The following is an 18,199-nucleotide window of genomic DNA, read 5'->3' on the forward strand; positions in this document are numbered from 1 at the left end:
AGCGTGACCCATTCGCCACTACAGCTTTGAAACATCGTAAATAAACAGTAATTTTCTCTCACTCTTACGCGCTAGCCGATGAGCGCGCTAATGTCATTCCAGGTCGCAAAAACCATTAATGTAAGCACCATGGCCAGGCCAATGCGAAACGCAATTTCCTGAGCCGAAGAACCAAGCGGCCTTCCCCTGACCGCTTCCACCGCATAGAACATCAGGTGGCCGCCATCAAGTACCGGAACCGGCATCAAATTCAGCAATCCAATCGAAACCGACAAAACCGCTGCAAGCTGCAGTAACGCGCCTATTCCAAGCGTAGCCATCTGGCCCGAAGCTTGCGCCACGCGGATCGGACCACCCAATTGATCGGCTTTCATCGATCCAGTGAGCAGATTGCCGATATATTTGAAGGTGCCGGTCACGATGTGCCAGGTCTGAGTCACACCCTCATGCAGCGCTTCAAGCGGCGTGAAGGTCTGTAGACGGAAGTGCCCCACCTCTTCGTTCGTGACGATTCCGATCAGGCCGACCTCGATCTTGTTGCCGAACTGGTCGGTGATATCGGTGCGCTGCGGCACCATCGGCAAATCCATCTTTTCGCCGTTGCGCTCGACAGTCACGACGATGTTCTGGTTCGGACGGATGCTGACATAACGACGCACATCGTCGAAGGTCTGAACCTTGGTACCGTCGATCGAGACGAGGAGGTCGCCCGGAAGTACGCCGGCTGCCGCCGCGGCACTATCCGGCTTCACTTCGGCGACGACAGGATCTGACACCGTGCGGCCATAGATCGCGAAAAGGACCGTGAAGATGGCAATGGCGAGGATAAAATTGGCAATCGGACCGGCTGCGACGGTTGCGGCACGTTTCCACAGCTTTGCGCCGGCGAAGGAACGCTCGCGCTCCTCGTCCGTCATCGCGGCGAGCCTGTCCGTATCCGGCTTGCTGGAGGCATCCTCGTCGCCGAAAAAACGCACGTAGCCGCCGAGCGGAATGGCTGAGATCTTCCAGCGCGTTCCGTGGCGATCGGTGAAACCGGCAATCTCCGGGCCGAAGCCGACCGAGAAGGCGAGGATACGGATGCCGCTCCAGCGCCCGACGAGATAGTGGCCCATCTCATGCACGAAGACGAGCAGTGACAGCACAATGACGAAGGGGACGATGTAACCCGTCAAAAAACCGAATATGCCGGTCACCGCTTCCATGAGTTCCTTCTTCTATCTGGCCGTAATGATCAAAGGCCGAACAATGCCGCACCGAGCGACGTCGCTCCACTCCCCTTTATCAGCGAAAAAAGGCCAGCAAGCAAGAACGCTGAAAAACAGGCGAAAATCAGTCCATCGACACGGTCCATGACGCCACCATGCCCCGGAATGAGACGGCTGGAGTCCTTCACGCCGAATTTTCGCTTGATGAAGCTTTCGAAGAGATCGCCCGACTGACTGAAAGCGGACAGAATGAGCGCGATCACCGCGGCGCGATCCAAGGCTTGCGGAATCAGGAAATGGACGAGGATGGCTCCGGCAATTACGGCCGAAATGGCGCCACCCACCGCCCCCGACCAGGTCTTGCCGGGCGATATGCGCGGAGCAAGCTTTGGCCCGCCAACCGCGCGCCCGACAAAATAGGCGAGAATATCGGTCGCCCAGACCACGGCGAAGATGAAGAGCATCGCATAGAGGCCAACGATATCATCACCGCGGATTGCGGCAAGCGCCAGCCCGGTGCCGCCGGCATATAAAAGCCCCGGCGCGAACCACCGGCTGGCACGGTGCAGGAAGATCATGGCGATGCCGACCGCGGTCAGAGCAATCAGCATCCCCAACGCATATTCGAACACGCCGGCCAGAACGAGCAGGGCGACCAGCACCTCACCCGCCCAGCCGAGCACGTTTGTGGCCGGGTCGCGCGCGATGCCTGTGATCGTCGACCATTCGTAATAGATCAGAAGCGCGATCACTGCCGCCAGGATGCGAAAAACGAAGCCGCCATACCAGGTGGCGGCAAGAACGATGATCGCGAGAATCAGGCCTGAAACGATGCGGAGCTTCAGTTCCTGCTTCATCAGGTGTTCACTGCGGCAGCCTGCGCGGACAGCCCGCCGAAACGGCGATCACGCGAGGCGAATTTCTCAAGCGCCGAAAGGAAGAGCTCCCGGCTGAAATCCGGCCAATATTCTGGCAGAAAAACGAATTCCGAATAGGCAGCCTGCCACAGCAGGAAATTTGAGAGCCGCTCCTCGCCGCTGGTGCGGATGATGAGATCGGGATCGGGGATGCCGGCCGTATCGAGCCGGGCGTTGATCAGCGCCGGCGTAATATCCTGCGATCTGAGACGCCCCGCCTCCACATCATTGGCGAGACTCACCATGGCGCGGGCGATCTCGTCGCGGGAGCCGTAGTTGAAGGCGATGACGAGTGTCAGCGCCGTATTGGCCTTGGTCGTCTCCTCGGCTTCGAGCAGAAGCTTGAGGATGTCGCTGCGCAGGTTGACACGGTCGCCGATCACCTTGATGCGCACATTCTGCCGATGCAGTTCGGCGAGATCGCTGCGGATGAAGGCCTTCAGCAGGCCGAGAAGATCACTGACCTCGGCCTCCGGACGACGCCAGTTCTCTGACGAAAAGGCAAAAAGCGTCAGATACTTGATGCCAAGATCGCCGGCCGTGCGTACGGTCTGGCGAACGGTCTCGACCGCCCTGCGGTGTCCCATCGTCCGCGGCAGGCCGCGCTGCTTTGCCCAACGACCGTTGCCATCCATAATGATCGCAACATGTTCTGGCGCAGTCAAAAATGAGGTTTCCGACATTTTCCGTCCGGTCTTTCTTGGCGGGGACGCAAGTATACTAGACTTGCATGATTTCCTTTTCTTTCTCGCCAAGCAAGCGGTCGATTTCCAAAATCGTCTCATCCGTCATTTTCTGGACGCGGTCCGACTGTGCCCGGCTTTCGTCCTGACCGATTACGCCATCCTTTTCGGCTTTCTTAAGGCCGTCCATGCCGTCGCGACGAACATGGCGAATCGCAACCTTGCTCTTTTCAGCATAGTCGTGCGCCACCTTAACGAGCGACTTGCGGCGCTCCTCGTTGAGCTCCGGCAGCGGAATGCGAAGGTTCTGGCCGTCGACGATCGGATTCAGGCCGAGATTCGATTCGCGGATCGCTCGGTCTACGGCGCCGACCATGCTCTTGTCCCAGACGGATACCGTCAGCATGCGCGGCTCGGGCACGGTAATATTGGCAACCTGATTCAGCGGCATGCGCGAACCATAGGCTTCGATCGTCACCGGATCGAGAATATTTGCCGAAGCTCGGCCAGTGCGCAGCGATGCAATGTCGCTCTTGAACGCGGAAACGGCACCGTCCATGCGGCGCTTCAGTTCCTTGACGTCGATACCTTCACTCATGTCTATGCTCCCGTCTCAGAGGATTTGCGCCTGCAGCGGCACAGCCCCCTATCAGTTGTCGGATACGATGGTCTTGAGACCACCGCCCGTCAAGATTTCACCAAAACGCCCCTTCTCGTGGATCGAGAAAACAATGATCGGAATGGAATTTTCTCGCGCCAGCGCAACGGCTGCGACATCCATCACGGCAAGGCCCCTGTCCAGAACTTCCTTATGGCTCAAGTGGTCGAAACGAGTCGCAGTCGGATCCTTCTTCGGGTCGGCGGTATAAATGCCATCCACCTGCGTGCCCTTGAAGATCGCCTCAGCGCCCATTTCGGCGGCGCGAAGTGCCGCAGCAGAATCAGTTGTGAAGAAGGGATTGCCAGTGCCGCCTGCGAAGATCACCACCCGGCCAAGCGACAGGTGATAGAGCGTGGCGCGCTGCGAGAAGCTTTCGCAAATTTCCGGCATGGAGATTGCCGACAGAACCACCGTGTCAATGTTCAGCTTGCGCAGCGATGTTGCCAGCGCCAGCGCGTTGATGACGGTGCCGAGCATGCCCATGTGATCGCCAGTGACGCGATCGCCGCCCTTGGATGCAACGGCCACGCCGCGAAAGATGTTACCGCCGCCGATAACCACGCCGACTTCGACGCCCATCTGCCTTGCATCGGCAATGTCAGACGCAATACGGTCTGCCACCGCAACATCGATCCCGAAACCCTGGGCACCCATCATGGCTTCCCCGGAAGCCTTGAGTAGAACACGTTTATAGATTGGTTCCGACGTCATGTTGGCTCCTCGTAAATTGCCGCAAATGCCCGATACACGAAGGGCATCGCGTTGTCACGCGATGCCCTTCGGTTTTCCCAAATATGGCTGAAGGATCAGCCCTTGGCGACAGCCGCGACTTCGGCTGCGAAGTCGGACTCTTCCTTCTCGACACCTTCGCCGAGAAGCAGGCGAGCCATGCCGACGACCTCGATTGCAGCGCCGGCTTCCTTTTCGGCTGCCTTGATGGCAGCTCCAACCGTCAGGTCCGGGTTGATGACGAAAGACTGCGAGAGAAGAGCGACTTCCTCGAAGAACTTGCGCATCCGGCCCTCGACCATCTTCTCGATAATGGCTTCCGGCTTGCCGGATTCGCGGGACTGCTCAATGAAGACGTTGCGTTCGCGTTCAGCGACGGCAGCATCGACTTCTTCAGCACGGATCGCCAGCGGGTTGGTCGCAGCAATGTGCATGGCAACCTGGCGGCCGATCGAGCTCAGAACAGCCTTGTCACCGACCGACTTCAGCGCGACGAGAACGCCGAGCTTGCCGATGCCGTCGCCGGCAGCGTTATGGATATAGGTCGCCACGACGCCGTGCTCGACTTCCAGCTTGGCCGCGCGACGAAGCGTCATGTTCTCGCCAATGGTTGCGATCGCTTCCTTGATGGTGTCGGCGACCGGCTTGCCGGATGCCGGATAGGTCGCAGCCGAAATGGCTTCGACCGTGCCGTCGGTGGAGAGCGCAACTTCGGCAATGCCGCGAGCGAGATCCTGGAAGGCATCGTTACGGGCAACGAAGTCGGTTTCGGAGTTGAGTTCGATGACAACAGCCTTGTGACCGGCGCCGGCGATGGCAACCAGGCCTTCAGCGGCGGCGCGGCCGGATTTCTTGTCGGCCTTGGAGATCCCCTTGGCGCGCAGCCAGTCGATCGCTGCTTCGATATCGCCGTTCGTTTCGGTCAGCGCCTTCTTGCAGTCCATCATACCTGCGCCGGACTTTTCGCGCAGTTCCTTCACCAGTGCAGCCGTAATCTCGGTCATAAGCTTCCTCTTGTCGGTTTATACGGTGGCCCGCAGAACGCGGTGCGGCACCGGATTGAGGCACGAAATGTACCTGTATGTATGACAGCGTTATGAAGACGCGTCATAACAGAACTCACGTCGGCAAAAGCAGTCACAGCTTCCGCCTGAAACAGGCAAGGCCGCCGAACTTCTGAGAGTCGCGAGCGGCCTTCCCCAATCTCTGCAAGCTTGGGCGGAGCTTTGCTCCACCCGCTTTTATCAGGCTTCGGCTGCCTCATCGAGCGCCGGCTCGAACGGAACTTCCGTCGATGCGCCGAGGTCGCGGCCAGATCCGCTCTGCTGACGAGCAATACCATCGATCGCAGCGCGGGCGATGAGATCGCAGTAGAGAGCGATGGCGCGCGAAGCGTCGTCGTTGCCCGGGATCGGATAGTCGATCAGGTCCGGATCGCAGTTCGAGTCGATGATGGCGACGACCGGGATGCCGAGGCGCTTGGCTTCGTCGATCGCGATCTTTTCCTTGTTGGTGTCGATGATGAACATCAGGTCCGGCGTGCCGCCCATGTCCTTGATACCGCCGAGAGCCTTGTCGAGCTTTTCGCGCTCGCGCTCGAGGTTCAGGCGCTCCTTCTTGGAGTAGCCGGACTGCTCGGAGGCGAGGATTTCGTCGAGTTTGCGCAAGCGCTGGATCGAGTTGGAGATCGTCTTCCAGTTCGTCATCATGCCGCCGAGCCAACGCGAGTTGACGTAGTACTGGGCAGAACGCTTGGCCGAGTCAGCGATCAGCTCGGAAGCCTGGCGCTTGGTGCCGACGAAAAGAACGCGGCCGCCACGGGCAACGGTGTCGGAGACGACCTGCAGGGCGCGCGACAGCATCGGAACGGTCTGAGCCAGGTCGATGATGTGGATGTTGTTACGATCGCCGAAAATGTACGGCTTCATCTTCGGGTTCCAGCGGTGCGTCTGGTGACCGAAGTGGACGCCTGCCTCAAGCAGCTGGCGCATAGAAAAATCAGGCAATGCCATGCCTTGTTACTCCTTTTCCGGTTGAACCTCCGCAAGGCGAACAGCATCCTCTTCGAAGATGCCACCGGGCGGAAAAGCCGGATTTCTCCCGGACGATCCCATGCCTTACGTGTGGAATGCGCGTGGCCTTACATTCGATTTTCTGCAAAAGCAAGGCTTGCGGCAAAAAATCTGCCTGGATCCGTGTGGCAACTATATAGACGCTAGCGCCTCAACTTGCCAGCATGTTCAATAGCGACAGCATCACGCCTACATCCGGAATCGGCAGCACGGCATCGATCTCGACCGGCAGGGAAGCATTCTGGACAGTTGCGAGATCGGTACCGCTCGTCTTTCTCGGCTTGTGGCGCAATTAGTCTAACGAATTACAAACCCATTGTCGGAGCAAATGGGCCTTCCACTATGCAGGACCGGAAAGGCAGATTTCCACAAAGGCCGGCCCGCGAAGACTCATCTGCGGGGCGACAGCTTAGCTGACCTAGAAATACTGTTTTATAACAGGTGCTTAAGCTTATCGCAGAAGCTGCCTTACTGGCAGGTCGGCGCGGGCTTTTTGTCGAGGAGCTCGAGTTTCGAGAGCTTGCCAGTCAAGACGAAATCGCCGTAATCCATCGTCAGATCCCGCGTAATGCCATTCTCATAGAGCTTGAAAGACATGCGGTAGACGGGCAGCGTATCGGATTTGGCGTTCTCGTTGAAATAGGAAATCGTCACCGGCCAGAATGCCGTCTTGGAGAACTGGCCGGCATTGCCGGCATCGGCCTCATCCGTAACCGGGGTTTCCAGCTTGCCGACGATGGTCGTGGTCACCAGGGATTTGTCGCCATCGTCGGAACCGTCGAAAACGCGAGCCTCGAAGAAGCGCTTGCCGTCCTTGGCGTTCTGGATGACATCGAGCATGTGCTCCGTCGGAAAGCGGCTTTCGGCGAGCTGCAGTTCGCGATTGGCCGGCTGCGTGAGATCGACCTTCACACCCTCCGGCTTGTCCTCGGCTGCGCCGTTGACTTCCTTGTCGAGTTGGTCGTCGGTGAAGGACTTGGTATCGAAGGTGAACTTGCCATCCTTCAGGCTTTCGAAAGTCTTTGTCTGCTGATCACTGACGCGCACGCTATCGCCGGTGTCAATTTGGGTGACGAAGCGGAAATTGGTGGTGAAGCCTTCGCAGTAGTTGCCGTCGAACTCATAGACCATGCGGCCGTACATGGCGGAAATGCCGGAGCGCTCCGAAGCGTCCTTCAGCTCCAGGTCATAGACGGCGCGGTGAGCGACGAGCCCGGTCGCGATCGCAGCACTCGTCGCCGGCGCGGCCGCCGATGCATTGGCGTAAACGCTTGCGAGGAGAAGAGCGGCAAGTGACGATCGGAACATTCATTAACTCCTGTTGAACTCGTCCGCGATGTTATAAGAACTGTTTCGGCCAAATCGAGGCGGCCAAGTCGAGGCTCGAAACTGTCACATTAAAGATTCTAGTCTTGATGCCTAATTTTTGAAGAATTGACAACAAAAGCGGAGACGAAAATGTCCGATCAAATCGCCGCGCGACTGTCGGAAATGGGGATAACCCTGCCCGAAGCTGCAGCACCTGCCGCCAACTATGTCCCCTATGTCATCAGCGGCAATCTTCTGACCATTTCCGGCCAGCTGCCGCTCGAAGCCGGCAAGGTCGCCGTGTCGGGCCATCTCGGCAAGGATGTCGATGTTGCTGCCGGCCAACGCGCCGCCGAGCTTTGCGCCATCAACATTCTCGCGCAGGCAAAGGCAGCGCTTGGCGGCGACCTCGGCCGCATCCGCCGCGTTATCAAGCTCAACGGCTTCGTCGCCTCGGCGCCTGAATTCATCGAGCAGCACCTTGTCATCAACGGTGCCTCGAACCTGATCGCCGGCGTGCTCGGCGAAGCCGGCAAACATGCCCGCGCCGCGGTCGGCATGGCAGCCCTGCCGCTCGGTGCCGCAGTCGAAATCGATGCTATCATGGAAATCGCATAATGACGAATGCCGCATGGATCAAAGAGCTGCCGATTGCACATCGCGGCTACCACGACCTCAACAATGCCATCTGGGAAAATACGCTGTCGGCTTTTTCACGCGCCGTCGAAGCGGGCTTTGCCATCGAATGCGACTTGCATTACGCCTCTGACGGCGTTCCGGTCATTTTTCACGATGAAGATTTGGAACGTCTCTGCAATCTCAAGGGGGACGTACGTGAGCGGACTTCTGGGGAGCTCGGACTGATCGCCGTCGGCGGCACCAAGGACAAGGTGCCGACGCTGAAGCAGCTCCTCGATCTCGTCCAGGGCAAGGTCCCGCTGGTGCTGGAACTCAAGGGGCGTGATGCCGACGATGAAGGCTTTGCCGAAACCGTTTTGGAAGTGCTTGAGGGCTATGAAGGCAAAGTCGCGCTGATGAGCTTCGACCATTGGCTGCTGAAGGACCTCAAGGATCTCAACGCGCCCTACCCGGTCGGTCTGACGGCCAACGGCAATACGCCGGAGGAATATGCCACGCATGAGAAGGCGATGAGGCTCGGTCTCGACTTCATCTCCTATTACTATGGCGACCTGCCGAACCCGTTCATCACCACTCAGCGCGATTGCGGCGTTCCGGTTATCACATGGACGGTGCGCGACGAAGAGGCACGCAAGCGGACTTTCGACCACGCCGACCAGATGACTTTCGAAGGCTTCGATCCGCGCGCGGCAGTTTGACGCTCGCTTTTTCGACAAGATCATGCGCAGACTAGGGAGGGAGCCCGCTCCCTCCTCCCAACGGCTTCGCATTGCTTCATGACAGACGAATCGTCAGACGAACTTTCCATTCGCATCGAGCGATCATTCACCGAAATCTCTCCCGAGCGCTGGTCCAGGCTTTCGGGGGCGTCGAGGGGCTGCGATACCATCGCGTATAACCCCTTCGTTTCGCATGCCTTTCTCTCGTCGCTGGAAGAATCCGGCTCGGCCACTGCGCAGACCGGCTGGCTCGGCCATCATATGCTTCTGGAGACGGGCAAGGGTGAACTGGTCGGTGCCCTGCCCGGCTATCTCAAGAACCACAGCCAGGGCGAATATGTCTTCGACCACGGCTGGGCCGACGCCTTTGAACGCGCCGGCGGCAGCTATTATCCGAAGCTGCAATGCTCGATCCCCTTCACGCCCGCAACCGGCCCTCGCCTGCTCGTGGCAGAAGGCTTTGCGCGCCTTCCGCTTCAGAATGCCATGGCGGAAAGCCTTAAGGAGGTCGTGCGCCGCCTCGATATTTCCTCGGCCCATATCACCTTCGTGCCCAAGGAGGAGATGTCGGTCTTCGAAACCGACGGCTATCTGCATCGCACGGACAAGCAGTTCCATTTCATCAATGAAGGGTACGCTAATCACGACGCGTTCCTGGAAACGCTGGCCTCCCGCAAGCGCAAGGCGCTGCGCAAGGAGCGGCGGGCAGCCGTCGAAAACGGCATTACCATCGATTGGTTGACGGGCAAGGATTTGACTGAAGGCATCTGGGACCAGTTCTTCGCCTTCTACATGGATACGGGAGGCCGCAAATGGGGCCGGCCGTATCTGACGCGTAAATTCTATTCGCTGATCGGCGAACGCATGGCCGACGACGTCCTGCTGGTGATGGCTAAACGCGATGGCCGTTATATAGCCGGCGCCATTAACTTCATCGGCGGCGATACGCTCTACGGACGGCACTGGGGCTGCATCGAGGATCACCCTTTCCTGCATTTCGAGGTCTGCTACCATCAGGCGATCGATTTCGCCCTTGAAAAAGGCCTGAAGAGGGTGGAGGCGGGGGCGCAGGGCGAACATAAGCTTGCGCGTGGTTACCTGCCGGTGACAACACATTCGGCGCACTATATTGCCCATGCGGGGTTGCGCCGCGCAGTTGCCGACTATCTTAAGCGTGAGCGCGAGGATGTCGAATATATGAATGAGATGCTGAGCGAGCATACACCTTTCCGCAAGGGCAAGCGTCTGCAGGAGGATTGACGCGATTGCCCCCGCCGCGCTACGCGATCAAGGCAAACACGAGGAGATTTCGCCATGACCAGCGCCGCCTATGACGACAACAACATCTTCGCCAAGATTCTGCGCGGCGAGATCCCGTCGCATCGCGTCTACGAAGACGACAAGACCCTTGTCTTCATGGATGTGATGCCGCAGGCGCCGGGCCATGTTCTGGTGCTGCCGAAGGCGCCTTCCCGCAATATCTTCGATGCCGACCCGGCCTCCCTTTCCCATACGATCACGGTCGTCCAGAAAGTCGCGAATGCGGTGAAGGACGCCTTCGACGCCGATGGCGTCTTCATCGCACAATTCAACGAGCCGGCAGCAGGTCAGACAGTCTTCCATCTGCACTTCCATGTCATTCCACGGCATGAGGGCGTGGCGCTGAAGCCTCATTCCGGCAGGATGGAAGATGGCGCAGTGCTGGCGGCCAATGCCGAGAAGATCAAGGCCGAACTCGCGTAACGCAGATACCGCCAGATTTGCGCGATATGTTTTAACGCAAATAAAAAAGGCCGCTTTCAACGGCCTTTTTTATTCTCTAGCGTCGAAGGCTTACTTCTTGCGCGGGACCTTCGGAACCGTCGAGCCCTTCTTGGGGGCGTCGCGAACTTCCGGTTCAGGCCGTGGCACGGTCTTGGCCTTTGTCTTCTTGACCGGCTTGGTCTTCAGCTCACCATCTTCATCGACCGCTTCCGGATGAACCAGTTCGGCTTCCGGCTTCGGCTTGATAGGCGCCGTATCCGGAATCGCTTCCAGGATGAGGCCAGGCTTGCCGTCTTCCTTCGGACCAACGGTGACGTTGACGACGCCGCCCTTCTTCAGCTTGCCAAAGAGGATTTCGTTCGCCAGCGGCTTCTTGATGTTTTCCTGGATCACACGGGATAGCGGGCGGGCGCCCATCTTCTCGTCGTAACCCTTTTCAGACAGCCAGGCGATCGCATCCTCGTGCAGGTCGAAGGTGACGTTGCGTTCGGAAAGCTGAGCTTCCAGCTGCATGATGAACTTCTGCACGACCTTGTGGATGACGGCCGTCGGCAGCGCCGCGAACGGGATGATCGCGTCGAGGCGGTTGCGGAACTCCGGTGTGAACAGGCGAGTCAGAGCCTCTTCGTCCTCACCGGTGCGCTTGGACGAACCGAAGCCGATGGCGGCCTTAGCCATTTCCGAAGCACCCGCGTTGGTCGTCATGATCAGGATGACGTTACGGAAATCGATCTTCTTGCCATTGTGGTCGGTCAGCGTGCCATGGTCCATAACCTGCAGCAGGATATTATAAATATCCGGATGCGCTTTCTCGATTTCGTCGAGCAGGACCACGCAATGCGGATGCTGGTCGACGCCATCGGTCAAGAGGCCGCCCTGGTCGAAGCCGACATAGCCGGGAGGTGCACCGAGCAGACGGGAAACCGTATGCCGCTCCATGTATTCCGACATATCGAAGCGGAGTATTTCGACTCCGAGCGAGGCAGCAAGCTGCTTGGCGACCTCCGTCTTGCCGACGCCGGTCGGGCCGGAGAAGACATAGGCGCCGATCGGCTTGTTCGGCTCGCGAAGACCCGCACGCGCCAGCTTGATCGAGGTGGACAGGGCTTCGATTGCCACATCCTGACCATAGACCACCGAGCGCAATTCCTGCTCGAGATTGGCAAGAACGGCTTCGTCGTCCTTCGAGACGGTTTTCGCCGGAATGCGCGCCATCGTCGCGATCGTCGCTTCGATCTCCTTTTCGGTGATCAGCTTGCGGCGCCTGGACGGCGGGAGCAGCATCTGGGCGGCACCGGTCTCATCGATGACGTCGATGGCCTTGTCCGGGAGCTTGCGGTCCGAAATGTAACGGGCCGAAAGCTCGACGGCAGTCTTGATCGCCTCGTTCGAGTAGCGCAGATGATGGTATTCTTCGAAATAGGGCTTCAGGCCCTTCATAATCTCGATCGCATCATCGATGGACGGCTCGTTGACGTCGATCTTCTGGAAGCGGCGGACCAGAGCCCGGTCCTTCTCGAAGAACTGGCGGTATTCCTTATAGGTGGTCGAACCGATGCAGCGGATCGCACCCGAAGACAGAGCCGGCTTCAACAGGTTCGAGGCATCCATTGCGCCGCCAGACGTCGCTCCGGCACCGATGACGGTGTGGATCTCGTCGATGAAGAGCACGGCACCCGGATATTCTTCCAGTTCCTTGACGACCTGCTTCAGACGCTCTTCGAAGTCACCGCGATAGCGGGTGCCAGCGAGCAGCGTGCCCATGTCGAGCGAGAAGATCGTTGCGTCGGCCAAAGCCTCGGGTACCTTGCCTTCGACAATGCGCTTGGCGAGGCCTTCGGCAATAGCCGTCTTGCCGACGCCGGGATCACCAACATAAAGCGGGTTGTTCTTGGAGCGGCGGCACAGGATCTGGATGGTACGGTTCACCTCTGCATTGCGGCCGATCAGCGGGTCGATCTTGCCGCCTTTGGCCTTTTCGTTGAGGTTCACGCAGTAAGCCTTCAGCGCATCCTGCTGCTTCTTCGACCCGCCTTCCTCCTCGTTGCCACGTGCGGTCGGCTTGGATTCGGACTCTTCTTCCGCACCGCGCGGCGGACGACTTTCGGAGGCGCCGGGGCGCTTGCCGATGCCGTGGGAGATGTAGTTGACCGCGTCGTAGCGGGTCATTTCCTGCTCCTGCAGGAAATAAGCAGCATGGCTTTCGCGCTCGGCGAAGATCGCGACGAGCACGTTGGCGCCGGTCACTTCCTCGCGGCCGGAAGACTGGACGTGGATCACCGCGCGCTGGATGACGCGCTGGAAGCCGGAAGTCGGCTTGGAGTCCTCGTCATAACCGGTGACCAGGTTGGAGAGTTCGTTATCGACGTATTCCAGGAGTGTTTTACGGAGTGCGTCGAGGTCGACATTGCAAGCACCCATGACCGCGGCCGCATCGGCATCGTCGATCAGGGCGAGCAGCAGATGCTCGAGCGTCGCATATTCGTGATGCCGCTCGTTGGCAAAAGTCAGTGCCTGATGGAGCGCCTTCTCAAGACTAGGCGAAAATGTTGGCACGTTCAGTTCCTCACTTCTTTTCCATGACGCATTGCAGCGGATGCTGGTGCTGCCTGGCAAAATCCATCACCTGACTCACCTTTGTTTCCGCTACCTCGTATGTGAATATTCCGCATTCGCCGACGCCGTGGTTGTGGACATGCAGCATGATGCGGGTGGCACTTTCTCGATCCTTCTGAAAAAAACGCTCCAGGATATGGATGACGAATTCCATTGGGGTGTAGTCGTCATTCAAGAGCAGTACGCGATAGAGATTAGGTTTCTTGGTCTTCGGCTTGGTGCGTGTGATGACCGAGGTTCCGCGATTTCCGTTGTCCCCGTTCCTTTCGCTATCGTTCTGCATCCGGATCGGTCTGGCGATCATTGTCATTCATTCCTCAATCAATCCGGCAGGCAGCATGGGAGGTGTGCTTTCCCGCCGAATATCTGAAACACTAAGGTAGTTCATAATGGAGCGATTTTAAGCCCCTTGTTTTTGACTGCAATCACAATTCCGCAGGACTTGACGCAAAGGCCAAAAAAGTCTGCGTAAAAACCGGGAGTGCTTCAGGAAACAAAAAAGACCGGCCGCAAATGCGGTGCCGGTCTTTGATTTTCAATAGGCGGCGCGCAGTGCGCCACAAGATTTATGCGGCTGCGGGGGTTACCGGAGCGGCCTTCGAAACTTTTGCCGCAGCAGCGGCCATCGGTGCTTCGTAGGGCTTATAAGCATTTTTGGCAAGGTCGGCATACATTTCGCCGAGCTTGGTCGCCTCGGCAACGAAAGCCTCATAGGACGACTTTGCATAGTTGCTCTGCAGTTCGAAGGCAGCCTCGAAGCTCTTTACGCCCGACAGCGTCTCGAAATGGGTGACAGCATCCTGGAAGGACTTCTTGGAATAATCGGCGGCCTCAGAGGCGATCGCCTGGAACCCCTTGGCGGTATCAGAATAGGTTTTGAGCATGGTATCCACTGCTTCCTTGCTCTTCCGGTTTGCGTCTTCGAAATTGAACATGGCCACACCATCCTCCAGTTGGCTGTTGTGAGCAAAGGGTAGCTGCAACGCACAAAGAGTCAAGTAGTCTTGTGCGACGCAAAACATCCAGTAGTTGCGCCAAGCATCGGCGTGAAAGACCGGTTTTCCGGGCACGTTCGTCTTTTATTGATTTTGCTAAAATATATCAGGTGGCTGCAACCAGAAGATTATCAGAAATTTTAACACCGGGATGGATTAGCATTCCATAACGCTAAAAAAGCCGGACATCAGCTAGCGATGCCCGGCTTTTCGATGAGGTCATAAATGGTCAGAGATCGACGTCGAGGATAGCCATCGAGAAATTGTAGGACCGGTCGCCGTCTTCATCATCGATATAGATGACGCCGAGAAATTCTTCGCCGAGATAGACTTCCGCGGAGTCATTTTTGCGCGGACGCGCCTTCACCACCATCTGCGGGTTCAGCGTGCGTTTGAAATAGGCGTCGAGTTTCTTGATTTCTTCAGGCTTCACTCTTTCATCTCCGTAAGCGATCTCGTTGGCCGCTTCTTGCACAGGTAAAGCAGCGCTGTAAAGGTTGCGAGATCGTATTAGCAACCACGCTCCCTGCCAGGATTTAGGCAGTTTTTCCCATTTTTCCAATGAAAGTTCAGATATCGGCGCCGATTACCTGATCCATGATGCGCGCTGGTTCTGAGCAGCCCGCCTCACCGACGACCTTGGCAGGCACGCCTGCTACCGTGGTCTTCGGAGGAACCGGCTTCAGCACGACGGAACCGGCGGCAACGCGCGAGCAGAAGCCGATCTCGATATTGCCAAGTATCTTTGCGCCTGCGCCAATCAGCACGCCCGTGCCGATCTTCGGATGACGGTCAGCGCCTTCCTTACCGGTACCGCCGAGCGTCACGCCGTGCAGGATGGACACATTGTCGCCAATGACGGCCGTTTCGCCGACGACGAGGCCGGTCGCGTGGTCGAGGAAGATGCCCTTGCCGATGCGGGCGGCGGGGTTGATGTCCGTCTGGAAGACGCTGGAGGAACGGCTCTGCAAGTAAAGTGCAAAATCGCGACGGCCGCGGTTCAGCAACCAATGTGCCAGCCGATGCGTTTGCAGCGCGTGGAAACCCTTGAAGTAGAGAACGGCTTCCATGAAGCGCAAGCAGGCGGGGTCGCGGTCATAAACTGCTTGGATGTCCACGCGCAGGATCGAGCCCCATTCCGGCCAATCCTCAAGCATTTCCTCGAAGGTCTGGCGCAGGAGATTTGCCTGCATATCGGGATGGTCGAGACGCTCGCATATGCGGTGAATGACGCATTCTTCGAGCGAGCGATGATTGATCACCGTCGAATAGAGGAAGGCGGCCAGCACCGGATCGCTTTCCGCGGCAAGGCGCGCTTCTTCGCGCAGGCTATCCCAGATGGGATCCATCACCTTCAGCGGATGGGCTGCGTCCAGCGTGCGGATATCCGTCTTCGCGACCATTGCCGGTCTCCTCATTTCCCGTTGGAATGCGATTATATAGAGGAAAACGCCGATAACATAAATGGGTGCCTCGGGCACGCAAGTTTAGCGCGTTTTTCCTGAAATCACGTTTATGTCACCTGCCGGTGACATCAGCCAACGGCAACCCTGGCGTAGAACTCCAGCACCGCCTTCTTGAATACTCGGTCACCGACGGCGAGCATGTGGTCACGGCCCGGAATATCCAACGCTTCGGCATCCGGCATCAGCGCCGCAAGCTCCTGAGGAGAACCGGCAATGTCGTCTTTCGTTCCAACGCCGATCAGCGTGGGCACGTCGATCTTGCCCATGTCGGCGCGGGCAACCAGATCGCGCGAACCCTTGATGCAGGCGGCAAGCGCCTGGCGATCACTCTTCGTCTGGTCGGCAAAGGCGCGGAACATCTGGCCGCGCTGATGGGTGACGTCGGCCAGCGAGGGCGCAAGCAGCGCATCGGCGATCGGGTCCCAGTCACCCACCCCGTCCGTCATGCCGATACCGAGACCGCCGAGCACCAGCGAACGAACGCGATGCGGATGGGCGAGCGCTGCAAAGACGGAGATGCGCGCGCCCATGGAATAACCCATCAGATTGGCTTCGGGAATGCCGAGATGATCAAGCAGAGCGATCGCATCGCCTGCCATCAACCACGGCCTATAAGCTTCGGCGTCGCGCGGCTTGTCGCTGGCGCCATGCCCCCTGTTGTCGATGGCGATTACGCGATAGCCGGCGTCGCCGAGCGTCTTCAGCCAGCCCGGATGAACCCAGTTGACATTGGCCGAGGAGGCAAAACCGTGGATCAGCAACACCGGCGGGCCGGATGGATCGCCTTCATCGAAAAAGGCGAGTTTTAATCCATCGTGAGTGAAGCTTGAAAATGCAGGCGTATTAAGGTTCATTGGGCCGTCCTTTTTGCGGCGACCATAGTCGAGCGGCCTTTCAGCGTGAAGCCAAAAACTCGCAACTGAGCCATGCTTTGGCACTACACTTTTGCTTCGAAGGCCTATAAGGTCCGCGCAGAATTTCAAAGCATTCGGAGACAGACATGGCCGGCCATAGCATTCCCCACTTCCAGAACGACGGCGGTCACCGGGTTATCGAAGTCGGTGTCAAGGAATTCATGTGCACCGGCGCATCCGCTCCCTTCGACCATCCACATATCTTCATCGATATGGGTGATGACAACGAGAAGGTTTGCTCTTACTGCTCGACCCTTTATCGCTACAATGCTTCGCTGAAGTCCAACCAGACCAACCCGCCCGGCTGCGTCTTCCACGTCAAGGCAGCGTAAAGTCGCCTCGTTAGATCGGACGTCCAATGCCGGTCGAACATGCCGCCATCATCGGCGCTGGAATTGCGGGCCTGACGGCCGCTCTTGCGCTCGCAAGACGCGGCATCAGCTCCGATATTTTTGAACAGGCGCCTGAGCTTGCCGAAGTCGGCGCCGGCTTGCAGATTTCCCCCAACGCATCGCGCGTGCTTTCCGAGCTTGGCGTGCTCGAAGGGCTGACGAGTCTCTGGCTCGAGCCGCAATCCATCCGGCTGATGTCCGGCAGCTCTCTGCGTGAGCTCGCGGCAGTGCCTGTGGGAAGTTTCGCCCGGAATCGCTGGGGAGCGCCCTACGGCGTCCTGCACCGTAAGACGCTTCAGAAGGCCCTTTTGGATGCAGTTTTCGCCAATCCGCTGTGCACGCTGCATCTCGGCACGCGTTTCGAATCGGATCTGCCGTTGGGTCGACGCCCGGCCGATGTGATTGTCGGTGCGGATGGCGTCTGGTCGAGATTACGGCAGGCAATAGCGGGCGCCCCTGCCCCCCGCTTTTCCGGAAATATCGCCTTCCGCTTCACTATCGCGGAGGCCGCGGCACCGGGCCTTGTCGACAGGGCGAGCGTTTCAGCGCTGCTCGGCTCCTCGGCGCATATGGTCTGCTACCCGCTCAAGGAAACCGGCGGCTTCAATATGGTGGCGATCACCGCCGGCAATATCGCGCCGGAGGCCTGGCAGGGTCAGCCGACGCTGGCGCAGCAGGAGCTTCTGCAGTCCCGCTTCCGGCGCTGGCACCCAGCGATTGTGGAGTTATTGAGAGACCGGAATGACATTACCTTCTGGCCGCTCTTCGAGGCGACACCAGGCAGATGGCAGGATGGAGACAAAACCGTGCTGATCGGCGATGCTGCGCATGCAATGATGCCCTTTGCAGCGCAGGGCGCGGCGATGGCGATCGAGGATGCCTTCGAGCTTGCGGCCTTCCTTGCCACCCGCCCGGTTTCGGAAGCCATTTCTGTCTTCGAAAGACATCGCACGCCGCGCATCACGAAGCTGCGTCAACGGGGCGCCTTCAATCGCTTTGCCTATCATGCGCGCGGCCCGATCCGTCTCGGCCGTGACATCGTGCTGTCGCTGAAACCACCGCAGAGCCTCGCGGCGGATCTCGACTGGATCTACGGTTACCGCCCGATCGGCTGAC

General features: G+C 58.5%; 20 protein-coding genes. 6 read left to right on the top strand and 14 right to left on the bottom strand.

Annotation, left to right across the window (positions count from 1 at the left end; translation table 11 throughout):
- Positions 1-71: 71 nt before the first annotated feature.
- From rseP to FHX08_RS08455, 8 genes are all read right to left on the bottom strand, one after another.
- Complete coding sequence (rseP, locus tag FHX08_RS08420) at positions 72-1,205, bottom strand: RIP metalloprotease RseP (RefSeq protein ID WP_132651400.1); 1,134 nt, start codon at positions 1,203-1,205, stop codon at positions 72-74.
- Positions 1,206-1,234: 29 nt separating this feature from the next.
- Positions 1,235-2,065, bottom strand: coding sequence for a phosphatidate cytidylyltransferase (locus tag FHX08_RS08425; RefSeq protein ID WP_132651399.1), 831 nt, complete (start codon positions 2,063-2,065; stop codon positions 1,235-1,237).
- On the bottom strand, positions 2,065-2,808 hold the full coding sequence (locus tag FHX08_RS08430; RefSeq protein ID WP_132651398.1) for an isoprenyl transferase: 744 nt from the start codon (positions 2,806-2,808) through the stop codon (positions 2,065-2,067). Before FHX08_RS08430 ends, FHX08_RS08425 begins: the two co-directional genes overlap by 1 nt.
- A 37-nt stretch (positions 2,809-2,845) precedes the next feature.
- On the bottom strand, positions 2,846-3,406 hold the full coding sequence (gene frr / locus FHX08_RS08435) for a ribosome recycling factor (protein ID WP_132651397.1): 561 nt from the start codon (positions 3,404-3,406) through the stop codon (positions 2,846-2,848).
- A 51-nt stretch (positions 3,407-3,457) separates the two neighbouring features.
- Positions 3,458-4,180, bottom strand: a complete 723-nt coding sequence (gene pyrH / locus FHX08_RS08440; RefSeq protein ID WP_132651396.1) for a UMP kinase — start codon at positions 4,178-4,180, stop codon at positions 3,458-3,460.
- Positions 4,181-4,275: 95 nt separating this feature from the next.
- Complete coding sequence (tsf, locus tag FHX08_RS08445) at positions 4,276-5,202, bottom strand: translation elongation factor Ts (RefSeq protein WP_132651395.1); 927 nt, start codon at positions 5,200-5,202, stop codon at positions 4,276-4,278.
- Positions 5,203-5,442: 240 nt separating this feature from the next.
- Complete coding sequence (rpsB, locus tag FHX08_RS08450; protein WP_132651394.1) at positions 5,443-6,210, bottom strand: 30S ribosomal protein S2; 768 nt, start codon at positions 6,208-6,210, stop codon at positions 5,443-5,445.
- A gap of 528 nt (positions 6,211-6,738) precedes the next feature.
- A complete protein-coding gene (locus FHX08_RS08455) occupies positions 6,739-7,578 on the bottom strand; it encodes a cell envelope integrity EipB family protein (protein ID WP_132651393.1) in 840 nt (279 codons plus the stop codon).
- Positions 7,579-7,728: 150 nt separating this feature from the next.
- On the opposite strand from FHX08_RS08455, the gene FHX08_RS08460 reads away from it, so the two are divergent.
- The 4 genes from FHX08_RS08460 to FHX08_RS08475 all read left to right on the top strand — a co-directional run bounded on the left by FHX08_RS08460 (position 7,729) and on the right by FHX08_RS08475 (position 10,679).
- Positions 7,729-8,196 (top strand): RidA family protein, encoded by a 468-nt coding sequence (locus FHX08_RS08460; RefSeq protein WP_132651392.1) that lies wholly within the window; start codon positions 7,729-7,731, stop codon positions 8,194-8,196.
- Positions 8,196-8,915, top strand: a complete 720-nt coding sequence (locus FHX08_RS08465) for a glycerophosphodiester phosphodiesterase (protein WP_132651391.1) — start codon at positions 8,196-8,198, stop codon at positions 8,913-8,915. The genes FHX08_RS08460 and FHX08_RS08465 overlap by 1 nt, the downstream gene beginning before the upstream one ends.
- Before the next feature lie 78 nt (positions 8,916-8,993).
- Positions 8,994-10,196 carry a GNAT family N-acetyltransferase gene (locus FHX08_RS08470; protein WP_132651390.1) on the top strand — a complete coding sequence of 401 codons (1,203 nt, stop codon included), beginning with the start codon at positions 8,994-8,996 and terminating at the stop codon, positions 10,194-10,196.
- A 54-nt stretch (positions 10,197-10,250) separates the two neighbouring features.
- Complete coding sequence (locus FHX08_RS08475) at positions 10,251-10,679, top strand: HIT family protein (protein ID WP_132651389.1); 429 nt, start codon at positions 10,251-10,253, stop codon at positions 10,677-10,679.
- Between the two features lie 90 nt (positions 10,680-10,769).
- Here FHX08_RS08475 and clpA read toward each other — a convergent pair whose 3' ends face one another.
- From clpA to FHX08_RS08505, 6 genes are all read right to left on the bottom strand, one after another.
- On the bottom strand, positions 10,770-13,256 hold the full coding sequence (gene clpA / locus FHX08_RS08480; RefSeq protein ID WP_132651388.1) for an ATP-dependent Clp protease ATP-binding subunit ClpA: 2,487 nt from the start codon (positions 13,254-13,256) through the stop codon (positions 10,770-10,772).
- A gap of 10 nt (positions 13,257-13,266) precedes the next feature.
- Positions 13,267-13,620, bottom strand: coding sequence for an ATP-dependent Clp protease adapter ClpS (gene clpS / locus FHX08_RS08485; RefSeq protein ID WP_112568291.1), 354 nt, complete (start codon positions 13,618-13,620; stop codon positions 13,267-13,269).
- A 262-nt stretch (positions 13,621-13,882) separates the two neighbouring features.
- Complete coding sequence (locus FHX08_RS08490) at positions 13,883-14,251, bottom strand: phasin family protein (protein WP_132651387.1); 369 nt, start codon at positions 14,249-14,251, stop codon at positions 13,883-13,885.
- A gap of 289 nt (positions 14,252-14,540) precedes the next feature.
- On the bottom strand, positions 14,541-14,744 hold the full coding sequence (locus FHX08_RS08495; protein ID WP_132651386.1) for a DUF3126 family protein: 204 nt from the start codon (positions 14,742-14,744) through the stop codon (positions 14,541-14,543).
- 136 nt (positions 14,745-14,880) lie between these two features.
- Positions 14,881-15,714, bottom strand: coding sequence for a serine O-acetyltransferase (gene cysE, locus FHX08_RS08500; RefSeq protein WP_132651385.1), 834 nt, complete (start codon positions 15,712-15,714; stop codon positions 14,881-14,883).
- Positions 15,715-15,845: 131 nt separating this feature from the next.
- Positions 15,846-16,631 carry an alpha/beta fold hydrolase gene (locus FHX08_RS08505; RefSeq protein WP_132651384.1) on the bottom strand — a complete coding sequence of 262 codons (786 nt, stop codon included), beginning with the start codon at positions 16,629-16,631 and terminating at the stop codon, positions 15,846-15,848.
- A 146-nt stretch (positions 16,632-16,777) separates the two neighbouring features.
- Here FHX08_RS08505 and FHX08_RS08510 point away from each other — a divergent pair, with 146 nt between their 5' ends.
- Both FHX08_RS08510 and FHX08_RS08515 read left to right on the top strand, forming a co-directional pair.
- Positions 16,778-17,023 (top strand): zinc-finger domain-containing protein, encoded by a 246-nt coding sequence (locus FHX08_RS08510; protein WP_007827409.1) that lies wholly within the window; start codon positions 16,778-16,780, stop codon positions 17,021-17,023.
- 26 nt (positions 17,024-17,049) lie between these two features.
- On the top strand, positions 17,050-18,198 hold the full coding sequence (locus FHX08_RS08515; RefSeq protein ID WP_132651383.1) for an FAD-dependent monooxygenase: 1,149 nt from the start codon (positions 17,050-17,052) through the stop codon (positions 18,196-18,198).
- Position 18,199 lies beyond the last annotated feature (1 nt).

Origin of the sequence: Rhizobium sp. BK529, from assembly GCF_014194105.1 — a bacterium.
Lineage (GTDB): Bacteria > Pseudomonadota > Alphaproteobacteria > Rhizobiales > Rhizobiaceae > Rhizobium.

Coding starts and splice junctions, on each gene's coding strand:
- FHX08_RS08465 (WP_132651391.1), top strand. CDS start 8,196: ATGACGAATGCCGCATGGATCAAAGAGCTGCCGATTGCACATCGCGGC.
- FHX08_RS08470 (WP_132651390.1), top strand. CDS start 8,994: ATGACAGACGAATCGTCAGACGAACTTTCCATTCGCATCGAGCGATCA.
- clpS (WP_112568291.1), bottom strand. CDS start 13,620: ATGATCGCCAGACCGATCCGGATGCAGAACGATAGCGAAAGGAACGGG.
- tsf (WP_132651395.1), bottom strand. CDS start 5,202: ATGACCGAGATTACGGCTGCACTGGTGAAGGAACTGCGCGAAAAGTCC.
- FHX08_RS08505 (WP_132651384.1), bottom strand. CDS start 16,631: ATGAACCTTAATACGCCTGCATTTTCAAGCTTCACTCACGATGGATTA.
- rseP (WP_132651400.1), bottom strand. CDS start 1,205: ATGGAAGCGGTGACCGGCATATTCGGTTTTTTGACGGGTTACATCGTC.
- FHX08_RS08425 (WP_132651399.1), bottom strand. CDS start 2,065: ATGAAGCAGGAACTGAAGCTCCGCATCGTTTCAGGCCTGATTCTCGCG.
- rpsB (WP_132651394.1), bottom strand. CDS start 6,210: ATGGCATTGCCTGATTTTTCTATGCGCCAGCTGCTTGAGGCAGGCGTC.
- pyrH (WP_132651396.1), bottom strand. CDS start 4,180: ATGACGTCGGAACCAATCTATAAACGTGTTCTACTCAAGGCTTCCGGG.
- FHX08_RS08510 (WP_007827409.1), top strand. CDS start 16,778: ATGGCCGGCCATAGCATTCCCCACTTCCAGAACGACGGCGGTCACCGG.
- FHX08_RS08515 (WP_132651383.1), top strand. CDS start 17,050: ATGCCGGTCGAACATGCCGCCATCATCGGCGCTGGAATTGCGGGCCTG.
- FHX08_RS08475 (WP_132651389.1), top strand. CDS start 10,251: ATGACCAGCGCCGCCTATGACGACAACAACATCTTCGCCAAGATTCTG.
- FHX08_RS08455 (WP_132651393.1), bottom strand. CDS start 7,578: ATGTTCCGATCGTCACTTGCCGCTCTTCTCCTCGCAAGCGTTTACGCC.
- FHX08_RS08490 (WP_132651387.1), bottom strand. CDS start 14,251: ATGTTCAATTTCGAAGACGCAAACCGGAAGAGCAAGGAAGCAGTGGAT.
- FHX08_RS08460 (WP_132651392.1), top strand. CDS start 7,729: ATGTCCGATCAAATCGCCGCGCGACTGTCGGAAATGGGGATAACCCTG.
- FHX08_RS08430 (WP_132651398.1), bottom strand. CDS start 2,808: ATGTCGGAAACCTCATTTTTGACTGCGCCAGAACATGTTGCGATCATT.
- frr (WP_132651397.1), bottom strand. CDS start 3,406: ATGAGTGAAGGTATCGACGTCAAGGAACTGAAGCGCCGCATGGACGGT.
- cysE (WP_132651385.1), bottom strand. CDS start 15,714: ATGGTCGCGAAGACGGATATCCGCACGCTGGACGCAGCCCATCCGCTG.